General features: G+C 58.1%; 17 protein-coding genes and 1 pseudogene. 13 read left to right on the top strand and 5 right to left on the bottom strand.

Annotated elements, in window-relative coordinates:
• Window positions 1-33: 33 nt before the first annotated feature.
• From GIW69_RS14540 to GIW69_RS14525, 4 genes are read right to left on the bottom strand one after another with little or no spacing between them, the layout of a single operon-like run.
• Window positions 34-1,248 (bottom strand): hybrid sensor histidine kinase/response regulator, encoded by a 1,215-nt coding sequence (locus GIW69_RS14540; RefSeq protein WP_236483368.1) that lies wholly within the window; start codon window positions 1,246-1,248, stop codon window positions 34-36.
• Window positions 1,242-1,835, bottom strand: coding sequence for a chemotaxis protein CheB (locus GIW69_RS14535; protein ID WP_236483367.1), 594 nt, complete (start codon window positions 1,833-1,835; stop codon window positions 1,242-1,244). The genes GIW69_RS14540 and GIW69_RS14535 overlap by 7 nt, the downstream gene beginning before the upstream one ends.
• Window positions 1,832-2,665, bottom strand: a complete 834-nt coding sequence (locus tag GIW69_RS14530; RefSeq protein WP_236483366.1) for a CheR family methyltransferase — start codon at window positions 2,663-2,665, stop codon at window positions 1,832-1,834. Before GIW69_RS14530 ends, GIW69_RS14535 begins: the two co-directional genes overlap by 4 nt.
• Window positions 2,665-6,156, bottom strand: a complete 3,492-nt coding sequence (locus tag GIW69_RS14525; RefSeq protein ID WP_236483365.1) for a response regulator — start codon at window positions 6,154-6,156, stop codon at window positions 2,665-2,667. The genes GIW69_RS14530 and GIW69_RS14525 overlap by 1 nt, the downstream gene beginning before the upstream one ends.
• A 243-nt stretch (window positions 6,157-6,399) precedes the next feature.
• On the opposite strand from GIW69_RS14525, the gene GIW69_RS14520 reads away from it, so the two are divergent.
• The 12 genes and pseudogenes from GIW69_RS14520 (at window position 6,400) to GIW69_RS14465 (ending at window position 19,462) form a co-directional block, all read left to right on the top strand.
• Window positions 6,400-6,765, top strand: coding sequence for a response regulator (locus GIW69_RS14520; protein WP_236483364.1), 366 nt, complete (start codon window positions 6,400-6,402; stop codon window positions 6,763-6,765).
• Window positions 6,766-6,846: 81 nt separating this feature from the next.
• Window positions 6,847-8,136 carry a glycosyltransferase gene (locus GIW69_RS14515; RefSeq protein ID WP_236483363.1) on the top strand — a complete coding sequence of 430 codons (1,290 nt, stop codon included), beginning with the start codon at window positions 6,847-6,849 and terminating at the stop codon, window positions 8,134-8,136.
• A 131-nt stretch (window positions 8,137-8,267) separates the two neighbouring features.
• Window positions 8,268-9,173 carry a PI-PLC domain-containing protein gene (locus tag GIW69_RS14510; protein WP_236483362.1) on the top strand — a complete coding sequence of 302 codons (906 nt, stop codon included), beginning with the start codon at window positions 8,268-8,270 and terminating at the stop codon, window positions 9,171-9,173.
• Window positions 9,174-9,347: 174 nt separating this feature from the next.
• Window positions 9,348-9,617, top strand: a pseudogene (locus GIW69_RS14505) (PI-PLC domain-containing protein); the annotation flags it as partial.
• A gap of 171 nt (window positions 9,618-9,788) precedes the next feature.
• A complete protein-coding gene (locus tag GIW69_RS14500; RefSeq protein WP_236483361.1) occupies window positions 9,789-10,709 on the top strand; it encodes an AraC family transcriptional regulator in 921 nt (306 codons plus the stop codon).
• Between the two features lie 186 nt (window positions 10,710-10,895).
• Complete coding sequence (locus GIW69_RS14495) at window positions 10,896-12,206, top strand: ABC transporter substrate-binding protein (RefSeq protein WP_236483360.1); 1,311 nt, start codon at window positions 10,896-10,898, stop codon at window positions 12,204-12,206.
• A 152-nt stretch (window positions 12,207-12,358) separates the two neighbouring features.
• On the top strand, window positions 12,359-13,285 hold the full coding sequence (locus GIW69_RS14490) for a carbohydrate ABC transporter permease (RefSeq protein ID WP_236483359.1): 927 nt from the start codon (window positions 12,359-12,361) through the stop codon (window positions 13,283-13,285).
• Window positions 13,286-13,293: 8 nt separating this feature from the next.
• Window positions 13,294-14,124: a carbohydrate ABC transporter permease gene (locus GIW69_RS14485; protein ID WP_236483358.1), complete on the top strand. Its 831-nt coding sequence runs from the start codon at window positions 13,294-13,296 to the stop codon at window positions 14,122-14,124.
• A gap of 133 nt (window positions 14,125-14,257) precedes the next feature.
• Window positions 14,258-15,361 carry a sn-glycerol-3-phosphate ABC transporter ATP-binding protein UgpC gene (locus GIW69_RS14480; protein WP_236483357.1) on the top strand — a complete coding sequence of 368 codons (1,104 nt, stop codon included), beginning with the start codon at window positions 14,258-14,260 and terminating at the stop codon, window positions 15,359-15,361.
• 10 nt (window positions 15,362-15,371) lie between these two features.
• The gene (locus GIW69_RS14475) at window positions 15,372-16,844 is read left to right on the top strand and encodes a mannitol dehydrogenase family protein (protein WP_236483356.1); all 1,473 of its coding nucleotides are present in this window, start codon (window positions 15,372-15,374) and stop codon (window positions 16,842-16,844) included.
• Window positions 16,845-17,013: 169 nt separating this feature from the next.
• Window positions 17,014-18,510 (top strand): xylulokinase, encoded by a 1,497-nt coding sequence (xylB, locus tag GIW69_RS14470; RefSeq protein ID WP_236483355.1) that lies wholly within the window; start codon window positions 17,014-17,016, stop codon window positions 18,508-18,510.
• A 13-nt stretch (window positions 18,511-18,523) separates the two neighbouring features.
• Window positions 18,524-19,462, top strand: coding sequence for a carbohydrate kinase family protein (locus tag GIW69_RS14465; RefSeq protein WP_236483354.1), 939 nt, complete (start codon window positions 18,524-18,526; stop codon window positions 19,460-19,462).
• 141 nt (window positions 19,463-19,603) lie between these two features.
• Here the strand turns inward: GIW69_RS14465 and GIW69_RS14460 are convergent, their stop codons facing one another.
• Entirely contained in the window at window positions 19,604-20,905 is a 1,302-nt protein-coding gene (locus GIW69_RS14460) for an OprD family porin (protein WP_236483353.1), read from the bottom strand.
• Between the two features lie 380 nt (window positions 20,906-21,285).
• Between GIW69_RS14460 and GIW69_RS14455 the strand changes: the two genes are divergently transcribed.
• Window positions 21,286-23,154, top strand: a 1,869-nt coding sequence (locus GIW69_RS14455; RefSeq protein ID WP_236483352.1) for a type VI secretion system Vgr family protein, incomplete at its 3' end; no start/stop codon positions are given.

Here is a 23,154-nt window from a genome sequence, read left to right as displayed (position 1 = left end):
GTTCGGTCAATAGCTGCTGATACGACCGTGTGGTCACTCAGAGGTTGCGTTCATTTCGCCGCTTTCCTGAATCGGTAGACAAACGCGAAACAGGGCACCCTCATTGATTCGACTTTCGACGACGATTGAACCGCCATGTGCGGCGACGATCTGCTCGGAAATAAACAGACCCAGCCCGAGACCGGCGATCACTGTCTTGGCGGACACCCGTTCGAACTGTTGAAAAATGCGCTTCTGGTTTTCTTCGCTGATGCCGATGCCCTGATCCTGCACCTCGACACGCGCCTCGTTACCCTGGCGGTAAACCCGCACCTGCACCGGGTTGCGCCCGCCATACCGCAAAGCGTTAGTCATCAGGTTAGTGACCACCTGCTCGATGCGGAATTCGTCCCAGCAGCCCAGTACCGGATCATCGGCCTCCAGGGATACCGACGTCTCTGCGGCTTCGATTTGTTGCGCCAGGTTTTCCAGAAGCGTTTGCACCAGTTTGCGCAAGTCGACCGGGCTTGGCCGGATCGACAATTTGCCAGTGCGGATTCGCGACACATCGAGCATGTCTTCGATCAGACGAATCAGGCTTTTGATCTGCCGCTCGTCGCGGTCGACCATGGCGTGCATTTTGTCGAGTGTGAACGCCGATGCGTTGTCGCGGGCCAAGTGCATCTTGCGCAACTGGGTTTCCAGAATCAGGCCGTTGAGCGGCGTACGCACTTCGTGGGCGACAATGGACATAAAGTCATCGCGCATGCGCACCGCCTGTTCCAGCTCAAGCTGCGTTCTTTGTAACCGCTCAAGCAGCGCTTCCTGTTCGCGACGGCTTTGTTCAAGCGCGTCCACCTGCTGTTTCATGGCTTTGCTTTGGCGGTACAGGTCAACAAAGATGTTGACCTTGCTTTTTACCGCGTGGATATCCAGCGGTTTGTGCAGAAAGTCCACCGCACCGCTTTCATAGCCCTTGAACGCATAGTTCAACTCACGGCCGGCAGCGCTGACAAAAATGATCGGGATGTTTTTGGTCTTTTCGGTGCCACGCATCAACTCGGCCAGTTCAAAGCCGTTCATGCCCGGCATCTGTACGTCGAGGATGGCCATGGCGAATTCATGCTGAAGCAGCAACGACAATGCTTCGTCCGCCGACAGCGCCTTGTAGACCGTGCGGTCCTCACGCTTGATCAGCGCTTCCAGGGCCAGCAGGTTTTCCGGCAGATCGTCGACGATCAGCAGTTTGGCTTGGATGTGGTTCAGCATGCGATTCGTTCCAGCTCGACAAGCAGACGGCCGATGCCGTGCAGAGGGAGAATATGATCAGGTTGGTGCGAATCAAGCGCGGCCTGGGGCATCGTGGCAACTTGAGCGTCTTCGGGATCCTGAACGATGGTCAGGCCGCCCCGTTTTTTGACCTCGGCCATTCCGCGCGCGCCGTCTTGATTGGCGCCGGTCAACAAGACTGCAGCGAGCGCCGGACCGTAGGCATCGGCAGCGGACTCAAACAGGTAATCAATGGATGGCCGCGAATAATGCACACGATCCTCCAGGCTTAACGACAGGCTGCGATCCTGCTCCACCGACAGGTGATAGCCGGGGCTGGCGACGTAAACGGTACCGGCGTGAATGTCCAGTTTGTCGCCGGACTCCAGCACCGGCAGCGACAACCGCCGGGCGAAGACGTCGACCAACTGGCTACGACGCTCGTCCGGCAAATGCAGCACGATAATGATCGGCAATACGAAGCCCTTGCGCAGTGGACTCAGCAGCGTCAACAACGCCTCGACGCCGCCGGCGGAAGCGCCGATCACAATCGCCTCTACCCGAGGTAATGCCGTTGCGTCGTTCATGATTTGCGATAGATCCGTTCTTGTTTGACCAGCGGCTGAAACTGGGTCGCATAGCCGGAAAAATCCAGGGTTTCCTTGCTGCCCAACACCAGAAACCCTCGGTGGCACAAGGATTCATGAAACAGCCCGAACGCCCGATCCTGAAGCTTCTTGTTGAAGTAGATCAGTACATTACGGCAGGAAATCAACTGGGTTTCCGAGAACACGCTGTCGGTGGCCAGGCTATGGTCGGCAAACGTCACGTTTTCGCACAGACTCTTGTCGAAAATCGCATAGCCATAGGCAGCCGTGTAGTACTCGGCGAACGACCGCTGGCCGCCGGCCTTTTGGTAATTGGCAGTGTAGGCGCGCACATTCTCCATCGAAAAAATCCCTTGCTTGGCCTTGTCCAGCGAGCGCGGGTTGATGTCGGTGGCGTAAATGATCGTGCGGTCGAGCAAGCCTTCTTCACGCAGCAGAATCGCCATCGAATAGACCTCCTCGCCTGTACTGCAACCGGCGATCCATATCTTGATCGACGGGTACGTTTTGAGCAGCGGCACCACTTCCCGGCGAATGGCGAGGAAATGTGAAGGGTCGCGGAACATCTCGCTGACGGGAATCGTCAGCAATTGCAGCAATTGCATGAACGCCGTCGGGTCATGCAGGACTTTTTCCTGCAAGGCCGAAATGGTCGCGCACTCAAATTGACTCAACGCATGTTGCACCCGGCGCTTGATCGACGCGCCGGAGTAATCTCGAAAATCGTAGCTGTATTTGAGATAGATCGCCTCGATCAACAGCCGTAATTCGATTTCGCTGTTACGTTGCTCTGGATTACTGCGTTCCACTAAATGCGTTCCATCTTCGGTAGCCACACGCGAATCAACGAAAACAGGCGATCCAGATCGATGGGTTTGGCCAGATAATCGTTGGCGCCGGCCTGCAGGCAGCGCTCCTGATCATCCTTCATGGCCTTGGCCGTCACCGCAATGATTGGCAGCTTGCGCCAGCGCGGATCCTTGCGGATTTCGATGGTGGCTTCAAACCCGTCCATCTCCGGCATCATCACGTCCATCAACACCAGATCGATGTCGTCGACCTCATTCAATTTATCAATCGCTTCAAGGCCGTTACGGCCGATGACCACGATTGCACCTTTATGCTCCAGCGCGCTGGTCAGGGCAAAGATGTTGCGCACATCATCATCCACCAGCAGCACCTTGCGACCTTCGAAGACCTTATCGCGACTGCGCGCGGTCTTGAGCATCTTCTGCCGCTCATGGGACAACTGCGATTCGACTTTGTGCAGAAAGAGTGTGACCTCGTCCAGCAGCCGCTCAGGCGAGCGTGCACCTTTGATGATGATAGAGCGAGAATATTTGCGCAGGTCGGTTTCTTCATCACGGGTGAGGTTGCGACCGGTGTAGACGATTACGGGCGGAAACGAGCAAATATCCTCGGTGGACATACGTTTGAGCAGCTCGTTGCCGAGCATGTCCGGCAGTTTCAGGTCGATGACCATGCAATCGAAAATCGTCGTACGCAGCAGTTCGAGCGCGTCTTGCGCGAGGCCGACCGCAGTGATTTCGATGTCTTCGTCGCCGATCAATCGGGCAATGCTTTCGCGTTGCAGGTCGTCGTCTTCCACGAGCAACACACGTTTGACTTTTTGCGTCAGCTTGGCTTCGAGACGGGCAAATACGTCCTTGAGCTCTTCGCGGGTGGTCGGCTTGACCGCGTAACCGATGGCGCCCATGTGCATTGCCGCCTCGACCCGATCCTCTACCGAAATCACATGCACGGGGATGTGCCGCGTTTCGGCGTGCTCTTTCAAGCGCTGCAATACGGTCAGCCCGGAATGATCCGGCAGGCGCATGTCAAGCAGAATGGCGTCCGGCAGATACTCGCTGGCCAGGTCATAGCCTTCGTCTGCACCGTGGGCGACCAGGCATTGGTAGCCTAGCTCATGGGCCAGATCGTAAAGGATGTGCGCAAAGTTCGGCTCGTCTTCCACCACCAGAATGCAGCGGGTGGCGAACGGTGCCTTTTCACGGTCATCGGCGAAGCGCGGAATATTGACCACTGCCGCTGGCTGTACAACTGCCGGGACGGCTGCAATGGGTGCAGGAGCGCTTGGGACCAGGGTCATAGCAGACTTCGGCGCCTCGTCGGACTCGCTGTACTGCAAAGGCAGCACGAGAGTGAACACACTGCCCTGCCCCGGCGCGCTGCTGACGCTGATCGTACCGCCCAGCAACGTCGCCAGATCCCGGGAGATCGACAAGCCGAGGCCGGTGCCGCCATAGCGACGGTTGGTGGTGCCGTCGGCCTGGCGGAAGGCTTCGAAAATGCTTTCCTGCTGATCTGCGGCGATGCCGATCCCGGAATCGCGCACGATGAAGGCGATGTGATCGTCCGGATAACTGGCAACCGTCAGGCTGACAGTGCCCTGTTCGGTAAACTTAACTGCGTTCGACAACAGGTTTTTCACCACTTGCTCGACACGCTGGCGATCGGTGAACAGCGTCACCGGCGCATCAGCCTGGACATCGACGGTAAACGTCAAATGCTTGTCTGCCGCCATCGGCTTGAACATGCCGCGCAAACCTTCGACCAGGCGCTCGACGCTGGTATTTTCGGCAAATACTTCGAGTTTGCCGGCCTCTACCTTGGAAATGTCGAGGATGTCGTTGATCAGGTGCAGCAGGTCGTTGCCGGCTGAATATATCGACTCGGCAAACTTGACCTGTTCGGCGGTGAGATTGTCCTGCGGATTTTCCGCCAGCAACTTGGCCAGAATCAGCGAACTGTTCAGCGGCGTGCGCAGTTCGTGGGACATGTTGGCGAGGAATTCTGACTTGTATTTGCTGGAGCGCTGCAACTCTTCGGCGCGTTCTTCAAGCTGGATCTGCGCCTGATTGAGTTGAGTGTTTTTATCGTCCATGGCGTCGCGCTGTTCAGCAAGCACCTGCGCCTGCTCGGCCAGTTGTTCGTTGGTCTGCTCCAGCTCGACCTGCTGGGTTTCCAGATGGGCCTGGGACTCCTTGAGGATGCGCGACTGCTCTTCGAGTTCCTCGTTGGCGGTTTTGAGCTCTTCTTGCTGCACCTGCAACTCTTCGTTGAGCTGCTGGGTTTCGGCCAGAACCTCCTGCAAGCGCTGACGGTAGCGAGCCGCCTCGATGGACGTGCCGATATTGCCGGCAATCAACTCCAGCAAGGCAATGTCACGATCAGTGAGCGGGCGCAGGAAGCCCAGCTCGATCACGCCGTTGACCCGGTCGTCGTCGCTGGTCGGCACCACGAGGACGCTGTGAGGCAAGCCTTCACCCAGCCCCGAACTGACCTTGAAATAGTCCGCCGGCACTGAATCGAGACGAATCAGCCGTGCCTGTTGCGCAACCTGACCGACAATCCCTTCACCGCTGAAAATCGACTGATCCTGCTCTTCCTGCTCGCGAGAGAAGCCGTAAGTCGCCACGCGCTTGAGGCCGCCGTGCTCTTCGCGCACATAAAGTGCAGCCACGGCCGTGCCGAGGTATTGCGCACAGAATTGCAGAATGTTGCGGCCCAACAAGTTCAGCGTCAGTTGCCCGATAACTTGCTCGGCCAGTTCGGTCTGGCCATTGCGCAACCAGGCCTGACGCTCCAACCGTTCGGCACTGGCCTGCTGCGCGGCAAGGTTGGCAACGTAGTTTTCCGACAGACTGACCAGATCGCGACGGCCGACGTAGGCCAGCAGACCGCTGATACCCGCCACGAACAGCAAATACAGGGTGATGCTCCAGATCGTCGTACGGCGTACATCTTCGTTGCGCGTGGCCCGTAGCAATTGCTCGGTTTCAATGATGTCTTCGAACTGCTTGCGGATCTCATCGGTCAGGCGCTTGCCGCGTCCGGCCTTGATCGCAGCGCGGTAGTCACCGCTGGAGCGCTGCAGGTCGATCATCGACTGCGCATAATTCGCCCACTCGATCTGCAATGCCTGCAAGCGGCGAACGCGATCGGTCTGCACCGGATTGTCACCGGTCAGCTCCAGCAGGGTCGTGAGCGCAACGGCGATGCGCGGCTTGGCGATTTCGTAGGGATCGAGGAAATGTTCGTCGCCGCTGAGCAAGTAACCGCGCATGCCGGTTTCCAGATCCACGTTGAGCTTCACCGCCTCGTTGGCGTTATTGATCACCCGATCGGTGTGCTCGACCCATTGGATCACGGACAACAGATAAGTAATCAGCGACACGAAGAACACGGCACTAAGCACGCCGACGCCAAGCGGGAGGCGGATGTTGCGGCTCAGGAGCTTGCGAAACCGTTGCTCGTCGACCGAAGACGGAGAGGACATGAGGCAGCCTTGTCGAACTGTTGAAACGGAGGAGTTTGCCCCAAAACAGCTACTCGGATCCATTTTTCTCATAGCTTAATAGGCTAATTCCTACATTTGCTTGCGCCGGATCATACGCCAGCGGTTATGCTTTCTTTTTTGTATCCAAACGGGAACTTGTGACCCCGCGCCATTTACTCATGCAAGAGACCGGCGATTCCAATCGACCGTGTTCCCCGAATTCCCTTCTTGAGAGACACCATTATGTCCGCCAATACCTCCACCATCCTTGTCGTTGAAGACGACGGCATCGTGCGCATGCTCATCGTCGATGTGCTGGAGGAGCTGGAATTCAGCGTGCTGGAAGCCGACGGCAGTGAGCAGGCACTGGAAATCCTCGGCAATACGCAACAACAGATCGACTTGATGATGACCGATGTCGGCCTGCCGGGCATGGATGGCCGAGAACTTGCCAATGAAGCACGTAGCCTGCGGCCTACCCTGCCCATTCTGTTCGCCAGTGGTTACGCGGAAAACATTGAGGTGCCGGACGGCATGCATTCCATTGGCAAGCCGTTCTCCATTGATCAACTGCGCGACAAGGTCAAGGGCATCCTCAATCCCGCTTGATGAGTACTGACAGTTTCGGCGGCCGGCTGTGGTTTAATTGCGCCTTTTTTTGACCCGGCCCGTCGCAAGGAACACCCGCTCATGAATCAACCCACCGCCACCCGCGTTCTGGTCATCGGCTACGTCTGGCCTGAACCTCGCTCTTCGGCGGCCAGCGGGCACGTGATGCAGATCCTTGAAGCGTTCCTGGCGCAGGGCTGGGACATCACCTTCAGCAGCCCCGCCGGCCCGGGCGAACATAAGGCCGATCTGGCTGCGCTGGGCATTCGCGAAGTACCGATCGAGCTCAACAACAGCAGTTTCGACGTCTTTATCAGTGAACTTGCACCGGACATCGTGCTGTTCGATCAATTCATGATGGAAGAGCAATTCGGCTGGCGCGTCGAGAAACACTGCCCCGACGCCCTTCGCGTGCTGGAAACATCTGATCTGCAAAGCCTGCGTCATGCCCGCCATCAACGCCTCAAGGATCGTTTGAAGGCCAGTGCGGATCAGGATGATTTCAGCGAACTGTTTGCCCCGGCGCTACGTGAAGAGTTCGAATTGATGGCCGACACCGACCTCGCCAAACGGGAAATCGCCGCGCTGTATCGTTGCGATCTGAACCTGATGATCTCCGAGGTGGAAATTGAACTGTTGGTCGAGCAGTTCGGGCTGCCTCGATATTTGTTGCACTGGTGCCCGCTGATGATCAATCCGCCCACGTTGCCGCCACGTGGGTTCGAAGACCGGACGCATTTTTTGAGCATTGGCAATTTCCGTCACGCGCCGAATTGGGATGCCGTGCTCTGGATGAAAACCACGGTCTGGCCATTGATCCGCGCCCAACTGCCCACCGCTCAATTGCACCTTTATGGTTCTTACACGCCGCCAAAAGCCACGGCGCTGCACAATGCCGCCCAAGGTTTTCACGTAATGAACTGGGCCGAAGACGCGTTGCAAGTCATGTCCGAAGCGCGTATCTGCCTGGCCCCGCTGCGCTTTGGTGCCGGCATCAAGGGCAAACTGGTCGACGCCATGTTGTGCGGCACGCCCAGTGTGACCACGCCGATCGGGGCTGAAGCCATGCATGGCGAACACGAATGGCCGGGCACCATCGCGCAGACGGCACAAGCGCTGGCGGACAGCGCGGTGAAACTTTATAAGAATCAGGCGGCGTGGGCGGACGCACAGTCTTGCGGGCATTCACTGCTGCGTGATCGTTATGACCGTTCAATACATGGCCCGGCGCTGATTGAAAAAATACTGTCCTGCAAGAAGAACCTGTCCAAACTAAGAAGTAACAACTTCACCGGCAGCATGTTGCGCCACCATGCGCACAAGAGCACTCAGTATATGGCGCAGTGGATTGAGGCGAAGAACCGCAGCTAATCCTTCTACAACTTACAAACAGCATCAACATCTTTATTGGCGAACAACTCGGCGAGCGTTATAAACATCCTGCCTGTCACTACTCAACTTTAAACGAGTGGTGACCTCAACTAATTTGCAAGGATGCTTATATGAACGACATCGTCAAACATGATTTTCCAACACGCAACTGGATGGTGGCCACACCTTCTATCGACAACCTGACGCTTTCTGAACTCACCCTGCCGGGAACACATAACTCGGGCTGTGACTGGCGAGCCACCTACGACCCCGCTCCGGGCTGGGTTTCGCCGATCTTTGGAACCGCACCGACGCGGCACTGGGCAGCCTGCCAGCACCAATCCTTTCTTGACCAGCTGCAGTACGGCGCACGGGCGCTTGATGTGCGCCTGTTATTTGAACCAGGGAACAATGGGCATGAACAGTTCATGTTTCACCACAACAGCATTCGCTCATCTCGAATGCTTGTAAATCTTCTATTCGACCTAAACGTGTTTTTGCAAGACAACCCGGACGAATTTATCGTACTTAACTTCCAGCATTTCGAGGGCATCGGCACAGAGTTCGATTACAAGCAATTCAATGATGTTGTATTGGATTTTATCGGTGACCGGATGATACCCGTCACCAACACTTACTTGACACTGGCAGAGCTGAAGCGTGCCAGTCCGCTTCAACGAATACTGGTTGGCTGCCCTCATCACAGCGCGCTGAATGAAAGACAATTTCACGATGCCATCAATGGCCTATGGTCGGGAAATAACCTGACCAACGCTTCGGAACTGGAAACATTCATTTCTCGCGTGATGACTAGCCCCCCGTCCAGATGGGCGCCCTGGTGCCTGTCCGCCACCGCCTACAGTGCGCTCGGTGGCCCGACCGATATTCATAGCGAGCTCGATAGCATGTTTGATACCACCAAAAACAATTGGGCGCAGAACTGCAACATCATCAGTGTCGACTTCATGGAAGAATCGAAAATCGTAGCCCATTGCCGAAACGCAAGTATCGCCAATGCTACGAGAAAGCATCGCTGACACTTGCTCAAGACATGTTTGAACAGATATTTCTGTCACTGGCAATGCTCACCGCCCCTTCTATGCTGGGTTCATGAAGCCTCTCAGCGAGGCAAACCGGAAGCGACATCGCGGCTTCCATCATGAATATTGTCTCCCCAAGGATCGGGGCGACGTCCGCGACAAGGAATCGTCATGACTTCAAGCATCGTCAGAACACTTGATAAAAATCGGTGGATGACCAACACCGTCGATATCGGCCGGCTCAAGCTGGCCGATATCGTCTGGCCCGGTGCGCATAACACCGGCATGGACAAAAAAGCCCCGAATTATGAGGTGGTCCTGGGTCACTGGACGACCTGCCAGAACGATTCGTTCGCCTGGCAACTCGCCAATGGCGTGCGCGCCTTCGACATTCGGCTAGGTTGCACGGCTGGGCCGCAGATACCGGTGCTCTATTTCCACACCGATTTTTTCGATGAGTCCGACATCGTCCGCTACTGCTGGAGCGCGATCAGCATGAAGGCTGTCTACGCTGAACGTCTGCACCTGCGGGCGTGAGCATTCCCGGCAGGCTGGCACATGAGACGCATAACGAGGCATGATCCGTAGGCAATTACAAAAAAGTGCCCTGACATGACCAAGACAGCTCGCGTGACCGACCCCTCCTACGAGTTGATGGATGACCATAACGGGTTATCCATCATCTACCGCCAGCACGGCTTCCCGTGCCCGCTGGTGCGTTGGCATTTCCACAAGGAATACGAGTTGCACTTGATTGTCGCCAGTTCGGGCAAGGTCTTCATTGGCGACTACATCGGTAATTTTTACCCGGAAACCCTGTTCCTTACCGGCCCCAATCTGCCACACAACTGGATCAGCCAGATTGCCGAGGACGAGGTGGTTACCAAGCGCGACATGCTGGTGAACTTCACCGACGAACTGTTTGAAAGCGGTCATCAGGTGTTTGCCGAGCTGAAGACCCTTGCCCCCCTGTTGGAGCGTGCGAAGTACGGCATCGAATTCCGCTGTAAAAACACCATTCGCCAAGCGATGGATCTGATGCAGCGCATCGCCGAAACGCAAGGCATCACCCGTTTGGGGCACTTTTTCATTCTGATGGAGCTGCTCGCTGCGAGTGACGACTTCCAACTGTTGTCGGGCGCAACGACGCCGCAACTCGCGGACGAGCACAACATCGACCGCACCAACCGTGCGGTGGACTACATTTTTGCCCACTACGCGCGTGATCTGACGCTTGAAGAAGTCGCCGATCATCTGGGCATGAAACCCACCTATTTCAGCCGCGTCTTCAAACAAGCCACGGGGCGCAATTTCATTGAGTTCGTCAATCGGCTGCGCATCAGCAAGTCGTGCGAATTGCTGGCCGACGGTGATAAACCGGTGACAGATGTGTGTTTCGAGTCCGGTTTCAACAATATTTCCAACTTCAACCGGCGCTTTCAGCAACTCAAGGGCATGACACCTTCGCATTACCGGCGCTTGGTGGTACAGCGCCTGACCGAACCGATGCCCCAGGATCGCGTGCTTCTGTAGCAACTGCCGATGGCTGCGATCTGCTGATCTTCATCAGTGCAAAAAAGTATCAGCCCAAGTGCGACCAACGATTTGTCAGCCCAGCGATAGAAGGCTGTAATCAGCGCAGATTCTTCCTGCAGTCGGAAGACACAAAAACAATAACTGTCCTTCTGTCACCCGCCGGGTGCAGAAAAGGAGTGCATGATGCAACCCACTGCAAAAGCTCTGCTCGCCCTCACCTGCATGACCCTCAGCAGCGTCAGCCTTGGCGCCCAGACCCTGACCATCGCCACCGTCAACAACAGCGACATGATCCGCATGCAAAAGCTCTCGAAAACCTTCGAGACCGAGCATCCGGACATCAAGCTCAATTGGGTCGTACTTGAAGAAAACGTCCTGCGTCAGCGCCTGACCACCGACATCGCGACTCAGGGTGGCCAGTTCGACGTCCTGACCATTGGCATGTACGAAGCCGCACTTTGGGGCGCCAAGGGTTGGCTGGAACCCATGAAGGATCTGCCGGCCAGTTATGCCCTCGACGACGTGTTCCCATCGGTGCGTGAAGGCTTGTCAGTGAAGGGTTCGTTGTACGCCCTGCCGTTTTACGCTGAAAGCTCGATCACCTATTACCGCACCGATCTGTTCAAGGACGCCGGGCTGACCATGCCGGAGCGTCCGACCTGGGAAGAGATTGCCGGGTTCGCCGAAAAACTCACCCAAAAAGACAAAGAACAGTACGGTATCTGCCTGCGCGGCAAGGCCGGCTGGGGCGAGAACATGGCGCTGATCACCACTGTCGCCAACGCCTATGGCGCGCGCTGGTTCGATGAGCAGTGGAAACCTGAATTCAGCGGCCCGGAATGGAAGAACGCGCTGAATTTCTACGTCGACACCATGAAAAAATCCGGCCCGCCGGGCGCATCCAGCAACGGTTTCAACGAAAACCTCGCGCTGTTCAACAGTGGCAAATGCGCAATCTGGGTCGACGCCAGCGTCGCCGGTTCATTCGTGACCGACAAGACCCAAAGCAAAGTCGCCGATCACGTCGGTTTCACCTTCGCTCCGCACCAGACCACCGACAAAGGCTCGGCGTGGCTGTATTCCTGGGCGTTGGCAATTCCGACCAGTTCCAAAGCCAAGGAGGCTGCGAAAACGTTCAGCGCCTGGGCCACGTCCAAGGAATATGGTGCATTGGTGGCCGAAAAAGACGGTATCGCCAACGTGCCGCCGGGCACACGAGCTTCGACCTACAGCGATGCTTACATGAGCGCCGCGCCGTTCGCCAAGGTCACGCTCGAATCGCTTAAAGCCGCCGACCCGAGCAAGCCGACCCTCAAGCCTGTGCCCTATATCGGTATTCAACTGGTGACCATTCCTGAGTTCCAGGCCGTCGGCACCCAGGTCGGCAAGCTGTTCTCCGCCGCGCTGATTGGCCAGACGACCGTCGACCAGGCCCTGACCGCCGCGCAGCAAACCACCGAACGCGAGATGAAGCGCGCCGGTTATCCCAAGTAACCCGCAAGGTTCGCTCCTGCCTTTTGTGGGAGCGAGCCTGCTCGCGATGAGTCCATATCAGTCACTGTGATGTGAATGACACACCGCTATCGCGAGCAGGCTCACTCCTACATTAGATCTCCATAGGTCTGTATGACTCGGTTGTGATCACCATGAATACTTCAACTGCCAAAGCCCACATTGAACTGCCTCAGGCGCAGCGCAAAAGCCGCGTGGCCAACCCCGGCTGGTTTCTGGTCAGCCCGTCGGTGGCCTTGTTGCTGCTGTGGATGATCGTGCCGCTGGGCATGACCGTCTACTTCTCGATGATTCGCTACAACCTGCTCTACCCCGGCGAAAACGAATTTGTCGGGCTGGAGAATTTCACTTACTTCCTGACCGATTCGGGTTTCATGCCCGGCGCCACCAATACGCTGTTGCTGGTAGGCAGTGTGTTACTTATCAGCGTGGTGCTCGGCGTATTGATCAGTGCGTTGCTGGAAGCCAGTGAGTTCCTCGGTCGCGGCATCGTGCGGGTCATGCTGATTTCGCCATTTTTCATCATGCCCACCGTCGGTGCGCTGATCTGGAAGAACCTGATCTTCCACCCGGTATCGGGGATCCTCGCTTACATCTGGAAACTCTTCGGCGCACAGCCGGTGGACTGGCTGGCGCATTACCCGCTGCTGTCGATCATCATCATTGTGTCGTGGCAGTGGCTGCCCTTCGCGATCCTGATCCTGATGACCGCCATGCAGTCCCTCGACCAGGAACAGAAAGAAGCCGCGCGCCTCGACGGCGCCGGCCCCATCGCGATTTTCTGGCATCTGACGCTGCCGCACCTGGCACGGCCGATAGCCGTGGTGGTGATGATTGAAACGATCTTCCTGCTGTCGGTGTTCGCCGAGATCTTCACCACCACCAACGGTGGCCCCGGCTATGCCTCGACCAACCTCGCCTACCTGATCTACAACCAGGCGCTGGTGCAGTTCGACGTCGGCATGGCATCCGCCGGCGGCTTGATCGCCGTGGTCATCGCCAACATCGCCGCGATCATTCTGGTGCGGATGATCGGCAAAAACCTGACCGACAAAGCCTGAGGCCGACCATGACTCTTCAACAATCGCGTCGCCTGCAAAGCGTACTGCTCGGCACCCTGGCCTGGGCCATCGCCATCGTGATTTTCTTCCCGATTTTCTGGATGGTGCTGACCAGTTTCAAAACCGAAATCGACGCCTTCGCCACGCCGCCGCAGTTCGTCTTCATGCCCACACTGGAGAACTACCTGCACATCAACGAGCGCAGCGATTACTTCAGCTTCGCCTGGAATTCGGTGGTGATTTCCTTCAGCGCCACGGCTCTTTGCCTGCTGATCGCGGTGCCGGCGGCCTACTCGATGGCGTTCTACGAAACCCAGCGCACCAAAGGCACGTTGCTGTGGATGCTCTCCACGAAAATGCTGCCGCCGGTGGGCGTGCTGATGCCGATCTACCTCTTGGCGAAGAGCCTCGGCCTGCTCGATACGCGGATCGCACTGATCGTGATCTACACGCTCATCAACCTGCCGATCGTGGTCTGGATGGTTTACACCTACTTCAAGGACATCCCCAAAGACATCCTCGAAGCCGCGCGCCTCGACGGCGCGACACTGTGGCAAGAGATGGTGCGCGTGCTGCTGCCGATCGCCAAGGGTGGCCTCGCCTCGACCGTGCTGTTGTCGCTGATCCTGTGCTGGAACGAGGCGTTTTGGTCGCTGAACCTGACGTCATCAAAAGCCGCGCCGCTGACCGCGTTGATCGCCTCGTATTCGAGCCCCGAAGGGCTGTTTTGGGCCAAGTTGTCGGCCGTGTCGACCCTGGCCTGCGCGCCGATTTTGATTTTCGGCTGGATCAGCCAGAAGCAATTGGTGCGCGGCCTGTCGTTCGGCGCCGTGAAATGAAAATTCAAAAGCAAAAGATCGCAGCCTTCGGCAGCGCCTAAACCGAATGCTGTATCGGCAACGCCCTCCTGTAGGCGCTGCCGCAGGCTGCGATCTTTTGATCTTAAAAAATAACAACTGGAGGCTTACGATCATGGCCAACCTGAAAATCAAGAATCTGCAAAAAGGCTTCGAAGGCTTTTCCATCATCAAAGGCATCGACCTCGAAGTGAACGACAAGGAATTCGTGGTCTTCGTCGGGCCGTCGGGCTGCGGCAAATCCACCCTTCTGCGCCTGATCGCCGGCCTGGAAGAAGTCAGCGGCGGCACCATCGAACTGGACGGCCGCGACATCACCGAAGTCAGCCCGGCGAAACGTGACCTGGCGATGGTGTTCCAGACTTACGCTTTGTACCCGCACATGAGCGTGCGCAAAAACATGTCCTTTGCGCTTGATCTGGCGGGCGTACCGAAGGCCGAAGTCGAGAAAAAAGTCGGCGAAGCCGCGCGCATCCTCGAACTGGGCCCCATGCTCGAACGCAAACCGAAACAGCTCTCTGGCGGCCAGCGCCAGCGTGTCGCCATCGGCCGGGCCATCGTGCGCAACCCGAAAATCTTCCTGTTCGACGAACCGCTGTCCAATCTCGACGCAGCGCTTCGTGTGCAAATGCGTCTGGAATTGCTGCGCCTGCACAAAGACCTGCAAGCGACGATGATTTACGTGACCCACGATCAGGTCGAAGCCATGACCATGGCCGACAAAGTCGTTGTGCTCAACGGCGGCAAAATCGAACAAGTCGGCTCGCCGCTGGATCTGTATCACCAACCGGCCAACCTGTTTGTCGCAGGCTTTCTCGGTACGCCAAAAATGGGCTTCCTCAAAGGCCAGATCGTCAGTATCGACAGTCAGAGCTGCGAAGTCTCCCTCGACGCCGGCACACGCATCACGCTGCCGCTGAATGCCACGAACCTGAGCATCGGCAGCGCCGTCACCCTCGGTATTCGCCCGGAACACCTGGAGCTGGCGCAACCCGGCGACTGCACCTTGCAGGTCATCGCCGACGTCAGCGAACGCCTGGGCAGCGACACCTATTGCCACGTTGTGACCAACGCGGGTGAAGCCCTGACCATGCGCGTGCGCGGCGATCTCGCCAGCCGTTATGGCGAAACGCTGAGCCTGCACCTGGATGCGACCCAATGCCACCTGTTCGACGCCGACGGCGTGGCGCTGACCCGCCCGCTGCGCGCGGCTGCCTGAGACCGATCCGATGAAACTGAACAAACAGAACCTCAACCGCCTCGCCGCCGAAGTCAAACTGCCCGCCTACAACCTGAGCGATACACGTCAGGGCATTGCCCACATCGGCGTCGGCGGATTCCATCGCGCGCATCAGGCGTATTACACCGATGCGCTGATGAATACCGGAGAAGCATTGGACTGGGCCATCTGCGGCGTCGGTCTGCGTGCCGAAGACCGCCGCGCCCGGGACGATCTCCAGGAGCAGGACTACCTGTTCACCCTGTTTGAACTTGGCGACAGCGATGACACCGAAGTCCGCGTGATCGGTGCGATCCGCGACATGCTGCTCGCCGAAGACGATGCCCAGGCATTGATCGACAAGCTCGCCGATCCGCAGATTCGCATCGTCTCGCTGACCATCACCGAGGGCGGTTATTGCATCGATGACAGCAACGGCGAATTCATGGCGCATCTGCCGCAGATCAAGCACGACCTCGCTCACCCGGACGCACCGAAAACCGTGTTCGGCTTTCTCTGCGCAGCGCTTGCCAAGCGCCGCGCCGAGGGCACGCCGGCATTCACCCTGATGTCCTGCGATAACCTGCCGCACAACGGCGCCGTCACGCGCAAGGCACTGCTCGCGTTCGCCGCATTGCGTGATATCGACCTGCGCGACTGGATTGAGGCCAACGTCAGCTTCCCCAACGCCATGGTTGACCGCATAACCCCGATGACCAGCACCGCGCATCGCCTGCAACTGGCCGACAAACATGCAGTGGACGACGCCTGGCCGGTGGTCTGCGAGCCATTCGTGCAATGGGTGCTGGAAGACAAATTCGTCAATGGCCGCCCGGCTTGGGAGAAGGTTGGCGTGCAGTTCACCGACGACGTCAGTCCGTACGAAGAGATGAAAATCAAACTGCTCAACGGCAGCCATCTGGCGCTGACGTATCTGGGCTTTTTGAAGGGTTACCGCTTCGTCCATGAAACCATGAACGACCCACTGTTCGTGCGCTACATGCGTGCCTACATGGATTTGGACGTGACCCCGCAGCTGGCGCCGGTGCCGGGCATCGACCTGAGCGACTATAAAGACACACTGGTGGCGCGGTTCTCCAATCAGGCAATCGCCGATCAACTTGAGCGGGTGTGTTCGGACGGCTCGTCGAAGTTTCCCAAGTTCACGGTTCCGACAATCAATCGGTTGATCGCCGACGGTCAGGAGACTAAACGTGCGGCGCTGGTCGTAGCGGCCTGGGCGTTGTATTTGAAGGGCGTTGACGAGAACGGCGATACCTATTCGATTCCTGATCCACGGGCGACGTTCTGCCAGGCGCTCGTGACGAATGATGCGTTGATTACTCAGCGGTTGTTGGCGGTTGAGGAGATCTTCGGGACGGCGATTCCGCGCTCGGCCGAGTTTGTGGCGGCGTTTGAGTGGTGTTGCAACAGCTTGCGCGAAGTCGGCGTTACGCGGACTTTGGAGCGGGTGTTGGCCTGACAACCCCTCACCCGGCGCTCACGAAACGCCCGGGTTGCCTGATCGTTCCCACGCTCCGCGTGGGAACGCCTCAACGGACGCTCCGCGTTCGGCTTTGGATGGGACGCACAGCGTCCCGGGCTGCATTCCCAGGCAGAGCTTGGGAACGATCTATTAACGCGGGGTAATCATGACAAAACAACAGCTTTTCCTCGGCATCGACTGCGGCACCCAAGGCACCAAAGCGATCATCCTCGACGCCGCCAATGGCCAAGTGCTCGGCCAAGGCGCCGCCGCACACACGATGATCAGCGGCGCCAACGGCCGTCGCGAACAAGACACAAGCCAATGGCTGCAAGCCTTCACCAAAGCCACACGCCAGGCACTGTCAGCCGCCAACGTCGACGGCCAGGCCATCCTCGGCATCGGCGTCTCGGGCCAGCAACACGGCCTGGTCTTGCTCGACGACCAAGGCCAGGTATTGCGCCCCGCCAAACTCTGGTGCGACACCGAAACCAGCCCGGAAAACGATCGACTGTTGACCCACTTGGGCGGCGAACAAGGCTCGCTGGAACGCCTCGGCGTGGTCATCGCCCCGGGTTACACCGTGTCCAAGCTGTTGTGGACGAAAGAACAACACCCGGACATTTTCTCGCGCATCGCCCGCGTCTTGCTGCCCCACGACTACCTCAACTTCTGGCTCACCGGCCGCAGTTGCAGCGAGTACGGCGACGCCTCCGGCACCGGTTATTTCAACGTGCGCAGCCGCCAGTGGGATTTGCAGCTGCTGCGCGATATAGACCCAAGCGGTCGCCTGCAATCCGCGTTGCCCGAGCTGATCGACGCCCATCAAGCGGTCGGCACGCTCCTGCCATCGATCGCCGAACAGCTCGGCATCAATCCTGACGCCGTGGTATCCAGCGGCGGCGGTGACAACATGATGGGTGCCATCGGCACCGGCAACATCAAGCCCGGCGCGATCACCATGAGCCTCGGCTCGTCCGGCACGGTCTACGCCTACGCCGAGCAACCCCAAGTCAGCCCGGATGCCTCGGTCGCCACCTTTTGTTCTTCGAGCGGCGGCTGGCTGCCGCTGATCTGCACGATGAACCTGACCAACGCCACCGGTGCGATCCGCGAGCTGTTCGACCTCAACCTCGAACAATTCAACGACCTCGTCGCCCAATCGCCCATCGGCGCTGACGGTGTCAGCATGCTGCCCTTCCTCAACGGCGAACGCGTCCCCGCCCTGCCCCACGCTGCAGGCAGCTTGCACGGCTTGACGGCGGACAATCTGACCAGGGCAAACCTGTGCCGCGCCGTCGTCGAAGGCACCACCTTCGGCCTGCGCTATGGGCTGGATCTGCTGCGCCAGAATGGATTACAAAGCCGCAGCATTTGCCTGATCGGCGGCGGCTCGAAAAGCGCCGTGTGGCGGCAAATCGTCGCCGACATCATGAACACCCCGGTGATCTGCACCGAACAAAGCGAAGCCGCCGCCCTGGGCGCGGCGATTCAAGCGGCGTGGTGCACGTCATGGTCGAACGGCCGTGAAGACAGCCTTGCCGATCTGTGCGAACGTTGCGTCAAACTCGACCTGAGCAGCGAAACCTTGCCAGTCGCGGCCAATGTCGCAGCGTTCCAGCAAGCCTACGAACGCTATCAACAGCATGTCGCAACCCTATAAAGAGCAAATAACTATGTACCTGGTGTGTGGCGAAGCCCTGTTTGATTTCTTCAGCGAAGAGGACGCCAGTGGTTTGGCGTCGAGAGTGAATTTCAAGACGATTGCCGGCGGCTCGCCGTTCAACGTCGCCGTGGGCTTGCGGCGTCTGGGCGTGGATTCGGCGCTGTTCGCCGGGCTGTCCACCGACTACCTCGGCCGGCGCTTGCAGCAAGTGCTGAGTGACGAAGGTGTGCGACCGGACTATCTGGTGGATTTCGCCGCGCCCACAACATTGGCAATGGTTGCGGTCGGCGCCAATGGTTCGCCCCACTACAGTTTTCGCGGTGAAGGCTGCGCCGATCGGCAATTGAGCCTTGCTCATCTGCCTGAGCTCGGCCCCGAAGTGCGAGGGTTGCACATCGGCTCATTCTCGCTGGTGGTACAACCGATTGCCGACACCCTGCTGACGCTGGTGCAACGGGAAAGCGGCAAACGCCTGATCAGCCTCGACCCGAACGTTCGCCTCAACCCTGAGCCAAACATCGACCTGTGGCGTGAGCGCATCGCCACACTGGTGCAACTGGCGGATCTGATCAAAGTCAGCGATGAGGATCTGAGCCTGCTGTACCCCGAGCAGGATCCGCAGCGGATCATCGAAGGCTGGCTGGGGCATCGTTGTCAGGTCGTGTTCCTGACCCGTGGTGGCGACGGCGCGACCGTGTTCAGCCGTCAGCATGGTTCATGGTCGGCGCCGGCCAGCACCGTGAAAGTTGCCGACACCGTGGGCGCCGGCGATACCTTTCAGGCTGCACTGATCACTTGGCTGACCGAACAAGGTCTGGATTCGGTGGAAGGTGTGCAGCAGCTGAGCCGCGCGCACATCGACGGCATGCTGAAATTTGCCGTGCAAGCCGCCGCGCTGACCTGCAGCAAAACCGGGCCGGATCTTCCCTATCGCGAACAGTTGAACTGACGCCATTGCGCCGCGATTTGATCATTCCAACGGCCGCCGCAGATCGTTCCCATGCTCCGCGTGGGAACGCAGCCCGGGACGCTCCGCGTTCCTGACAATCAAAAGATCGCAGCCTCCGGCAGCTCCTGCAAAGGTCAGCGCTTACAACACCGAGAAGTTGTAACTCACTATCACCCGCGTCTCATCCACGTCCCGGGCGAACTGCTCGTAATTGGTTCGATACGTCGCATTGCGCAACCGCACGCTAACGTCCTTGAACGTGCCGCTCTGAATCACATACTTCAACTCACTGTCGCGTTCCCATTCCTTACCGTCCTGATCACTGCCCAACACCTTGATGTGGTCACCGTTCACATAACGGGTCAGAAAGCTCAGCCCATTGATCCCGATGGCCTTGAAGTCATAGTCATAACGCAACTGCCACGAACGCTCCTGTGCGGCGGCAAAATCGTTGACCTGAACATAGTTGACCAGATACGGGTTGGTGCCATCCAGATACGGCATCGAGTTATCACCGTTCATGCGCTGCCAACCGGCGCTGAATGTGTGGCCGCTGATCCCGTAAGACAACAGGCCGCTCAACGCGCGGTTGTCGATGGAACCCGCTCGAGCCGCGCCGCTGTCGGCACTCTTGAGCAAGCGCACATCGGCCTTCAAAACGCCGCCGCCCAGTGGCTGATTGGCCATCAAACCAACGAAGTGCTGGCGGTAGATGTCTTCCAGCTCGGCGTAGTGATACTGCCCGGTCAGACGATCATTGATCTTGTAATCGAAGCCGTACATGTCGAAGTGATCCGCCGTGGTGTTGCAGGCGTAACGCTTGTTCTTGCAATGCACGCGGATGTCTTGGGAATCGGTCGAATCACGCGCGGTGTACTTGTCCAGACGCGCGGCCATGAAGGTCAGATCTTTCACGTTTTTGGAGGTCAACATCGCGCCGTTGAACATTGTCGGCAGAAGGCGGCCGTCGTTGTATTTGAGCAACGGCACATCCGGCAGCAACGTCCCGTACTTCAGCACTGTGTCAAAGATGCGCATTTTCGCAGTGACGCCCGCTTTCGCGTATTGATCCTTCGAGCCACGCGGATTTTCACCCGAAGACGGCAGCAAACCACTGTTGCTGCTGTCGGCGCTGGAATCCAGCTTCAAACCCAGCATGCCGATCGCATCGATCCCGAAACCCACCGTGCCTTCGGTATAGCCCGATTGCAGATTGAGAATAAAACCCTGGGCCGACTCTTCGCGCTTCGACGCGCCCTGATCGCTGGAGGTATGCCCGTCACGGAAATCGCGGTTGAAATACACCGTGCGCGATTCGCTCTTTACTGTGGTGTCTTCGAGAAAACCGCTGGCCTGAACCGGTGCGATAAAACCGGCACACAGCAGTAAGGCTCCGACGCCGAAAGAATGGCGCGGGGTGATAAAGGGAAACGGGGGACGCATGACGAAAAGCTCCAACATGACAGCGAGCCGGACTGGCCGGCATTCGCCCAAAAAATAGCCTCTAACCCGAGCCAGAGAGGGGTCGGGAGAAACTGAATACGCGGGGGTGTTGTGACAAATGGTGGCAGAAGGCTGTCAGACGCCAAAGGCGACTTTAGTCGGAAATTGGCCGCTCGTTAATGTTCTAACGGTTTGTTTCGCGTTGTTGCGATGCTTAACGGCGAGTCGATAATTTGCCCGCAATCATGGGCTCGCAGCCTTCAACTAAGGGTTTTCCCTATGTCTGGAGGCTGCTACGCCTACGGCATTTGAGCCTTGTACGCGACAGACTAATCCTGCAACATTCGACACTTGCTAATTCAATGGACGGATTTCACGGCATGTTGGACGCCAACGCAACCCACATTACCCTCACACTCGAAGGTGTCTCTGCTGACTTTCAAGTCCTCAGTTTCGTCGGCCGTGAAGCCCTCAATCAGCCTTTCCGGTTCGACCTCGAACTGGTCAGCGCCCGCCCCGACCTCAAACTTGAAGAGATCCTGCACAAGCCCGGTTGCCTGACTTTCGGCGCCACCGGTGAAGGCAAGATCCACGGTCTGGTCTATCGCATCGAGCAAGGCGATTCCGGCAAGACCCTGACCCGTTACAGCCTCAGCCTGGTGCCACAACTGGCCTATCTGCAGCACAACCATGATCAGCAGATTTTCCAGCACTTGAGTGTGCCGAAGATCATCGGCCAGGTGCTTGAGGATCGCGGCATTCTCGCTGACGCCTACAGCTTCCAGCTCGGCGCCGAGTACCCGGAACGTGATTATTGCGTGCAATACGACGAGTCCGATCTGCATTTCATCCAGCGCCTGTGCGAGGAAGAAGGCATTCACTTCCACTTCCAGCACAGCAGCAGCGGCCACAAACTGGTGTTCGGCGACGACCAGACCGTGTTTCGCAAACTCAAGCCGGTGAACTACCAGCAAGACTCCGGCATGGCCGCCGACACACCGGTGATCAAGCGCTTCAACCTGCGCCTGGAAACCCGCACCACCCGCGTCAGCCGCCGCGACTACGACTTCGAAAAACCGCGCCTGCTGCCCGAAGGCGCCGCCAAGACTGAATTCGCCCCGGATCTGGAAGACTACGACTACCCCGGCCGCTTCGTCACCCGCGAGCGCGGTAAACAACTGTCGACCCGCGCGCTGGAACGCCATCGCAGCGACTACGCCCTCGTCGAAGGCAAGGGCGATGAACCGACGCTCACCAGCGGCCATTTCATGACGCTGGCGGAACACCCGCGCAGCGAATGGAACGACCTCTGGCTGCTGCTCGAAATCGTCCACGAAGGCAAACAACCGCAGGTGCTCGGCGAAAACGTCACCAGCGACGTCACCGACAACAAAAGCGATTTCCACCAAGGCTACCGCAACAGCTTCCTTGCCACCCCGTGGGACGTCCACTTCCGCCCTGCCCTCGAACACCCAAAACCAAAAGTCCTTGGCAGCCAGACCGCCATCGTCACCGGCCCGCCCGGCGAAGAAATCCACTGCGATCAATACGGCCGCATCAAAGTGCAATTCCACTGGGACCGCGACGGCCAGGCCAACGACCAGACCTCCTGCTGGCTGCGCGTCGCCAGCGGCTGGGCCGGCAACGCCTACGGCGGGCTCGCCATTCCGCGCATCGGCATGGAAGTACTCGTCACCTTCCTCGAAGGCGACCCCGACCAGCCACTCGTCACCGGCTGCCTCTACCACAAGGAAAACGTCGTTCCCTACGACCTCCCGGCCAACAAAACCCGCAGCACCTTCAAAACCCTGAGCTCCCCGGGCGGCAACGGCTACAACGAATTCCGCATCGAAGACAAAAAAGGCGCGGAACAAATCTACCTCCACGCCCAGCGCGACTGGGACGAAAACATCGAACACGACCAGAAAATCCGCATCGGCAACGAACGCCATGACACGGTCGAGGCCAATGTTTACAGCGAGTTCAAGGTTGAAGAGCACCGCATCACACACCTGGATCGCAAAAGTGAAATGCGCGCGGACGATCATTTGACTGTGACCACGACCCAGCATGTGAAAGTGGGGACGGGCCAGTTTGTTGAGGCCGGGACGGAAATTCATTACCACGCGGGTGAGAAGGTTGTTGTTGAAGGTGGGATGGAACTGACGGCCAAGGCTGGTGGGAGCTTTGTGAAGGTGGATGCTGGGGGTGTGACCATCAGCGGGGCTGAAGTAAAGGTGAATTCGGGG

Origin of the sequence: Pseudomonas syringae, from assembly GCF_021605415.1 — a bacterium.
Classification (GTDB): domain Bacteria; phylum Pseudomonadota; class Gammaproteobacteria; order Pseudomonadales; family Pseudomonadaceae; genus Aquipseudomonas; species Aquipseudomonas syringae_S.
The sequence above is the reverse complement of the archived record's forward strand: the minus strand, read 5'-3'. Positions and strand labels throughout refer to the sequence as shown.

Bases quoted from the DNA above. Each gene is read 5' to 3' on its own strand.
- GIW69_RS14520 (WP_236483364.1), top strand. From the start codon at position 6,400: ATGTCCGCCAATACCTCCACCATCCTTGTCGTTGAAGACGACGGCATC.
- GIW69_RS14460 (WP_236483353.1), bottom strand. From the start codon at position 20,905: ATGCGTCCCCCGTTTCCCTTTATCACCCCGCGCCATTCTTTCGGCGTC.
- GIW69_RS14535 (WP_236483367.1), bottom strand. From the start codon at position 1,835: ATGAACGACGCAACGGCATTACCTCGGGTAGAGGCGATTGTGATCGGC.
- GIW69_RS14490 (WP_236483359.1), top strand. From the start codon at position 12,359: ATGAATACTTCAACTGCCAAAGCCCACATTGAACTGCCTCAGGCGCAG.
- GIW69_RS14495 (WP_236483360.1), top strand. From the start codon at position 10,896: ATGCAACCCACTGCAAAAGCTCTGCTCGCCCTCACCTGCATGACCCTC.
- GIW69_RS14515 (WP_236483363.1), top strand. From the start codon at position 6,847: ATGAATCAACCCACCGCCACCCGCGTTCTGGTCATCGGCTACGTCTGG.
- GIW69_RS14525 (WP_236483365.1), bottom strand. From the start codon at position 6,156: ATGTCCTCTCCGTCTTCGGTCGACGAGCAACGGTTTCGCAAGCTCCTG.
- GIW69_RS14540 (WP_236483368.1), bottom strand. From the start codon at position 1,248: ATGCTGAACCACATCCAAGCCAAACTGCTGATCGTCGACGATCTGCCG.
- GIW69_RS14475 (WP_236483356.1), top strand. From the start codon at position 15,372: ATGAAACTGAACAAACAGAACCTCAACCGCCTCGCCGCCGAAGTCAAA.
- xylB (WP_236483355.1), top strand. From the start codon at position 17,014: ATGACAAAACAACAGCTTTTCCTCGGCATCGACTGCGGCACCCAAGGC.
- GIW69_RS14480 (WP_236483357.1), top strand. From the start codon at position 14,258: ATGGCCAACCTGAAAATCAAGAATCTGCAAAAAGGCTTCGAAGGCTTT.
- GIW69_RS14485 (WP_236483358.1), top strand. From the start codon at position 13,294: ATGACTCTTCAACAATCGCGTCGCCTGCAAAGCGTACTGCTCGGCACC.
- GIW69_RS14465 (WP_236483354.1), top strand. From the start codon at position 18,524: ATGTACCTGGTGTGTGGCGAAGCCCTGTTTGATTTCTTCAGCGAAGAG.
- GIW69_RS14510 (WP_236483362.1), top strand. From the start codon at position 8,268: ATGAACGACATCGTCAAACATGATTTTCCAACACGCAACTGGATGGTG.
- GIW69_RS14500 (WP_236483361.1), top strand. From the start codon at position 9,789: ATGACCAAGACAGCTCGCGTGACCGACCCCTCCTACGAGTTGATGGAT.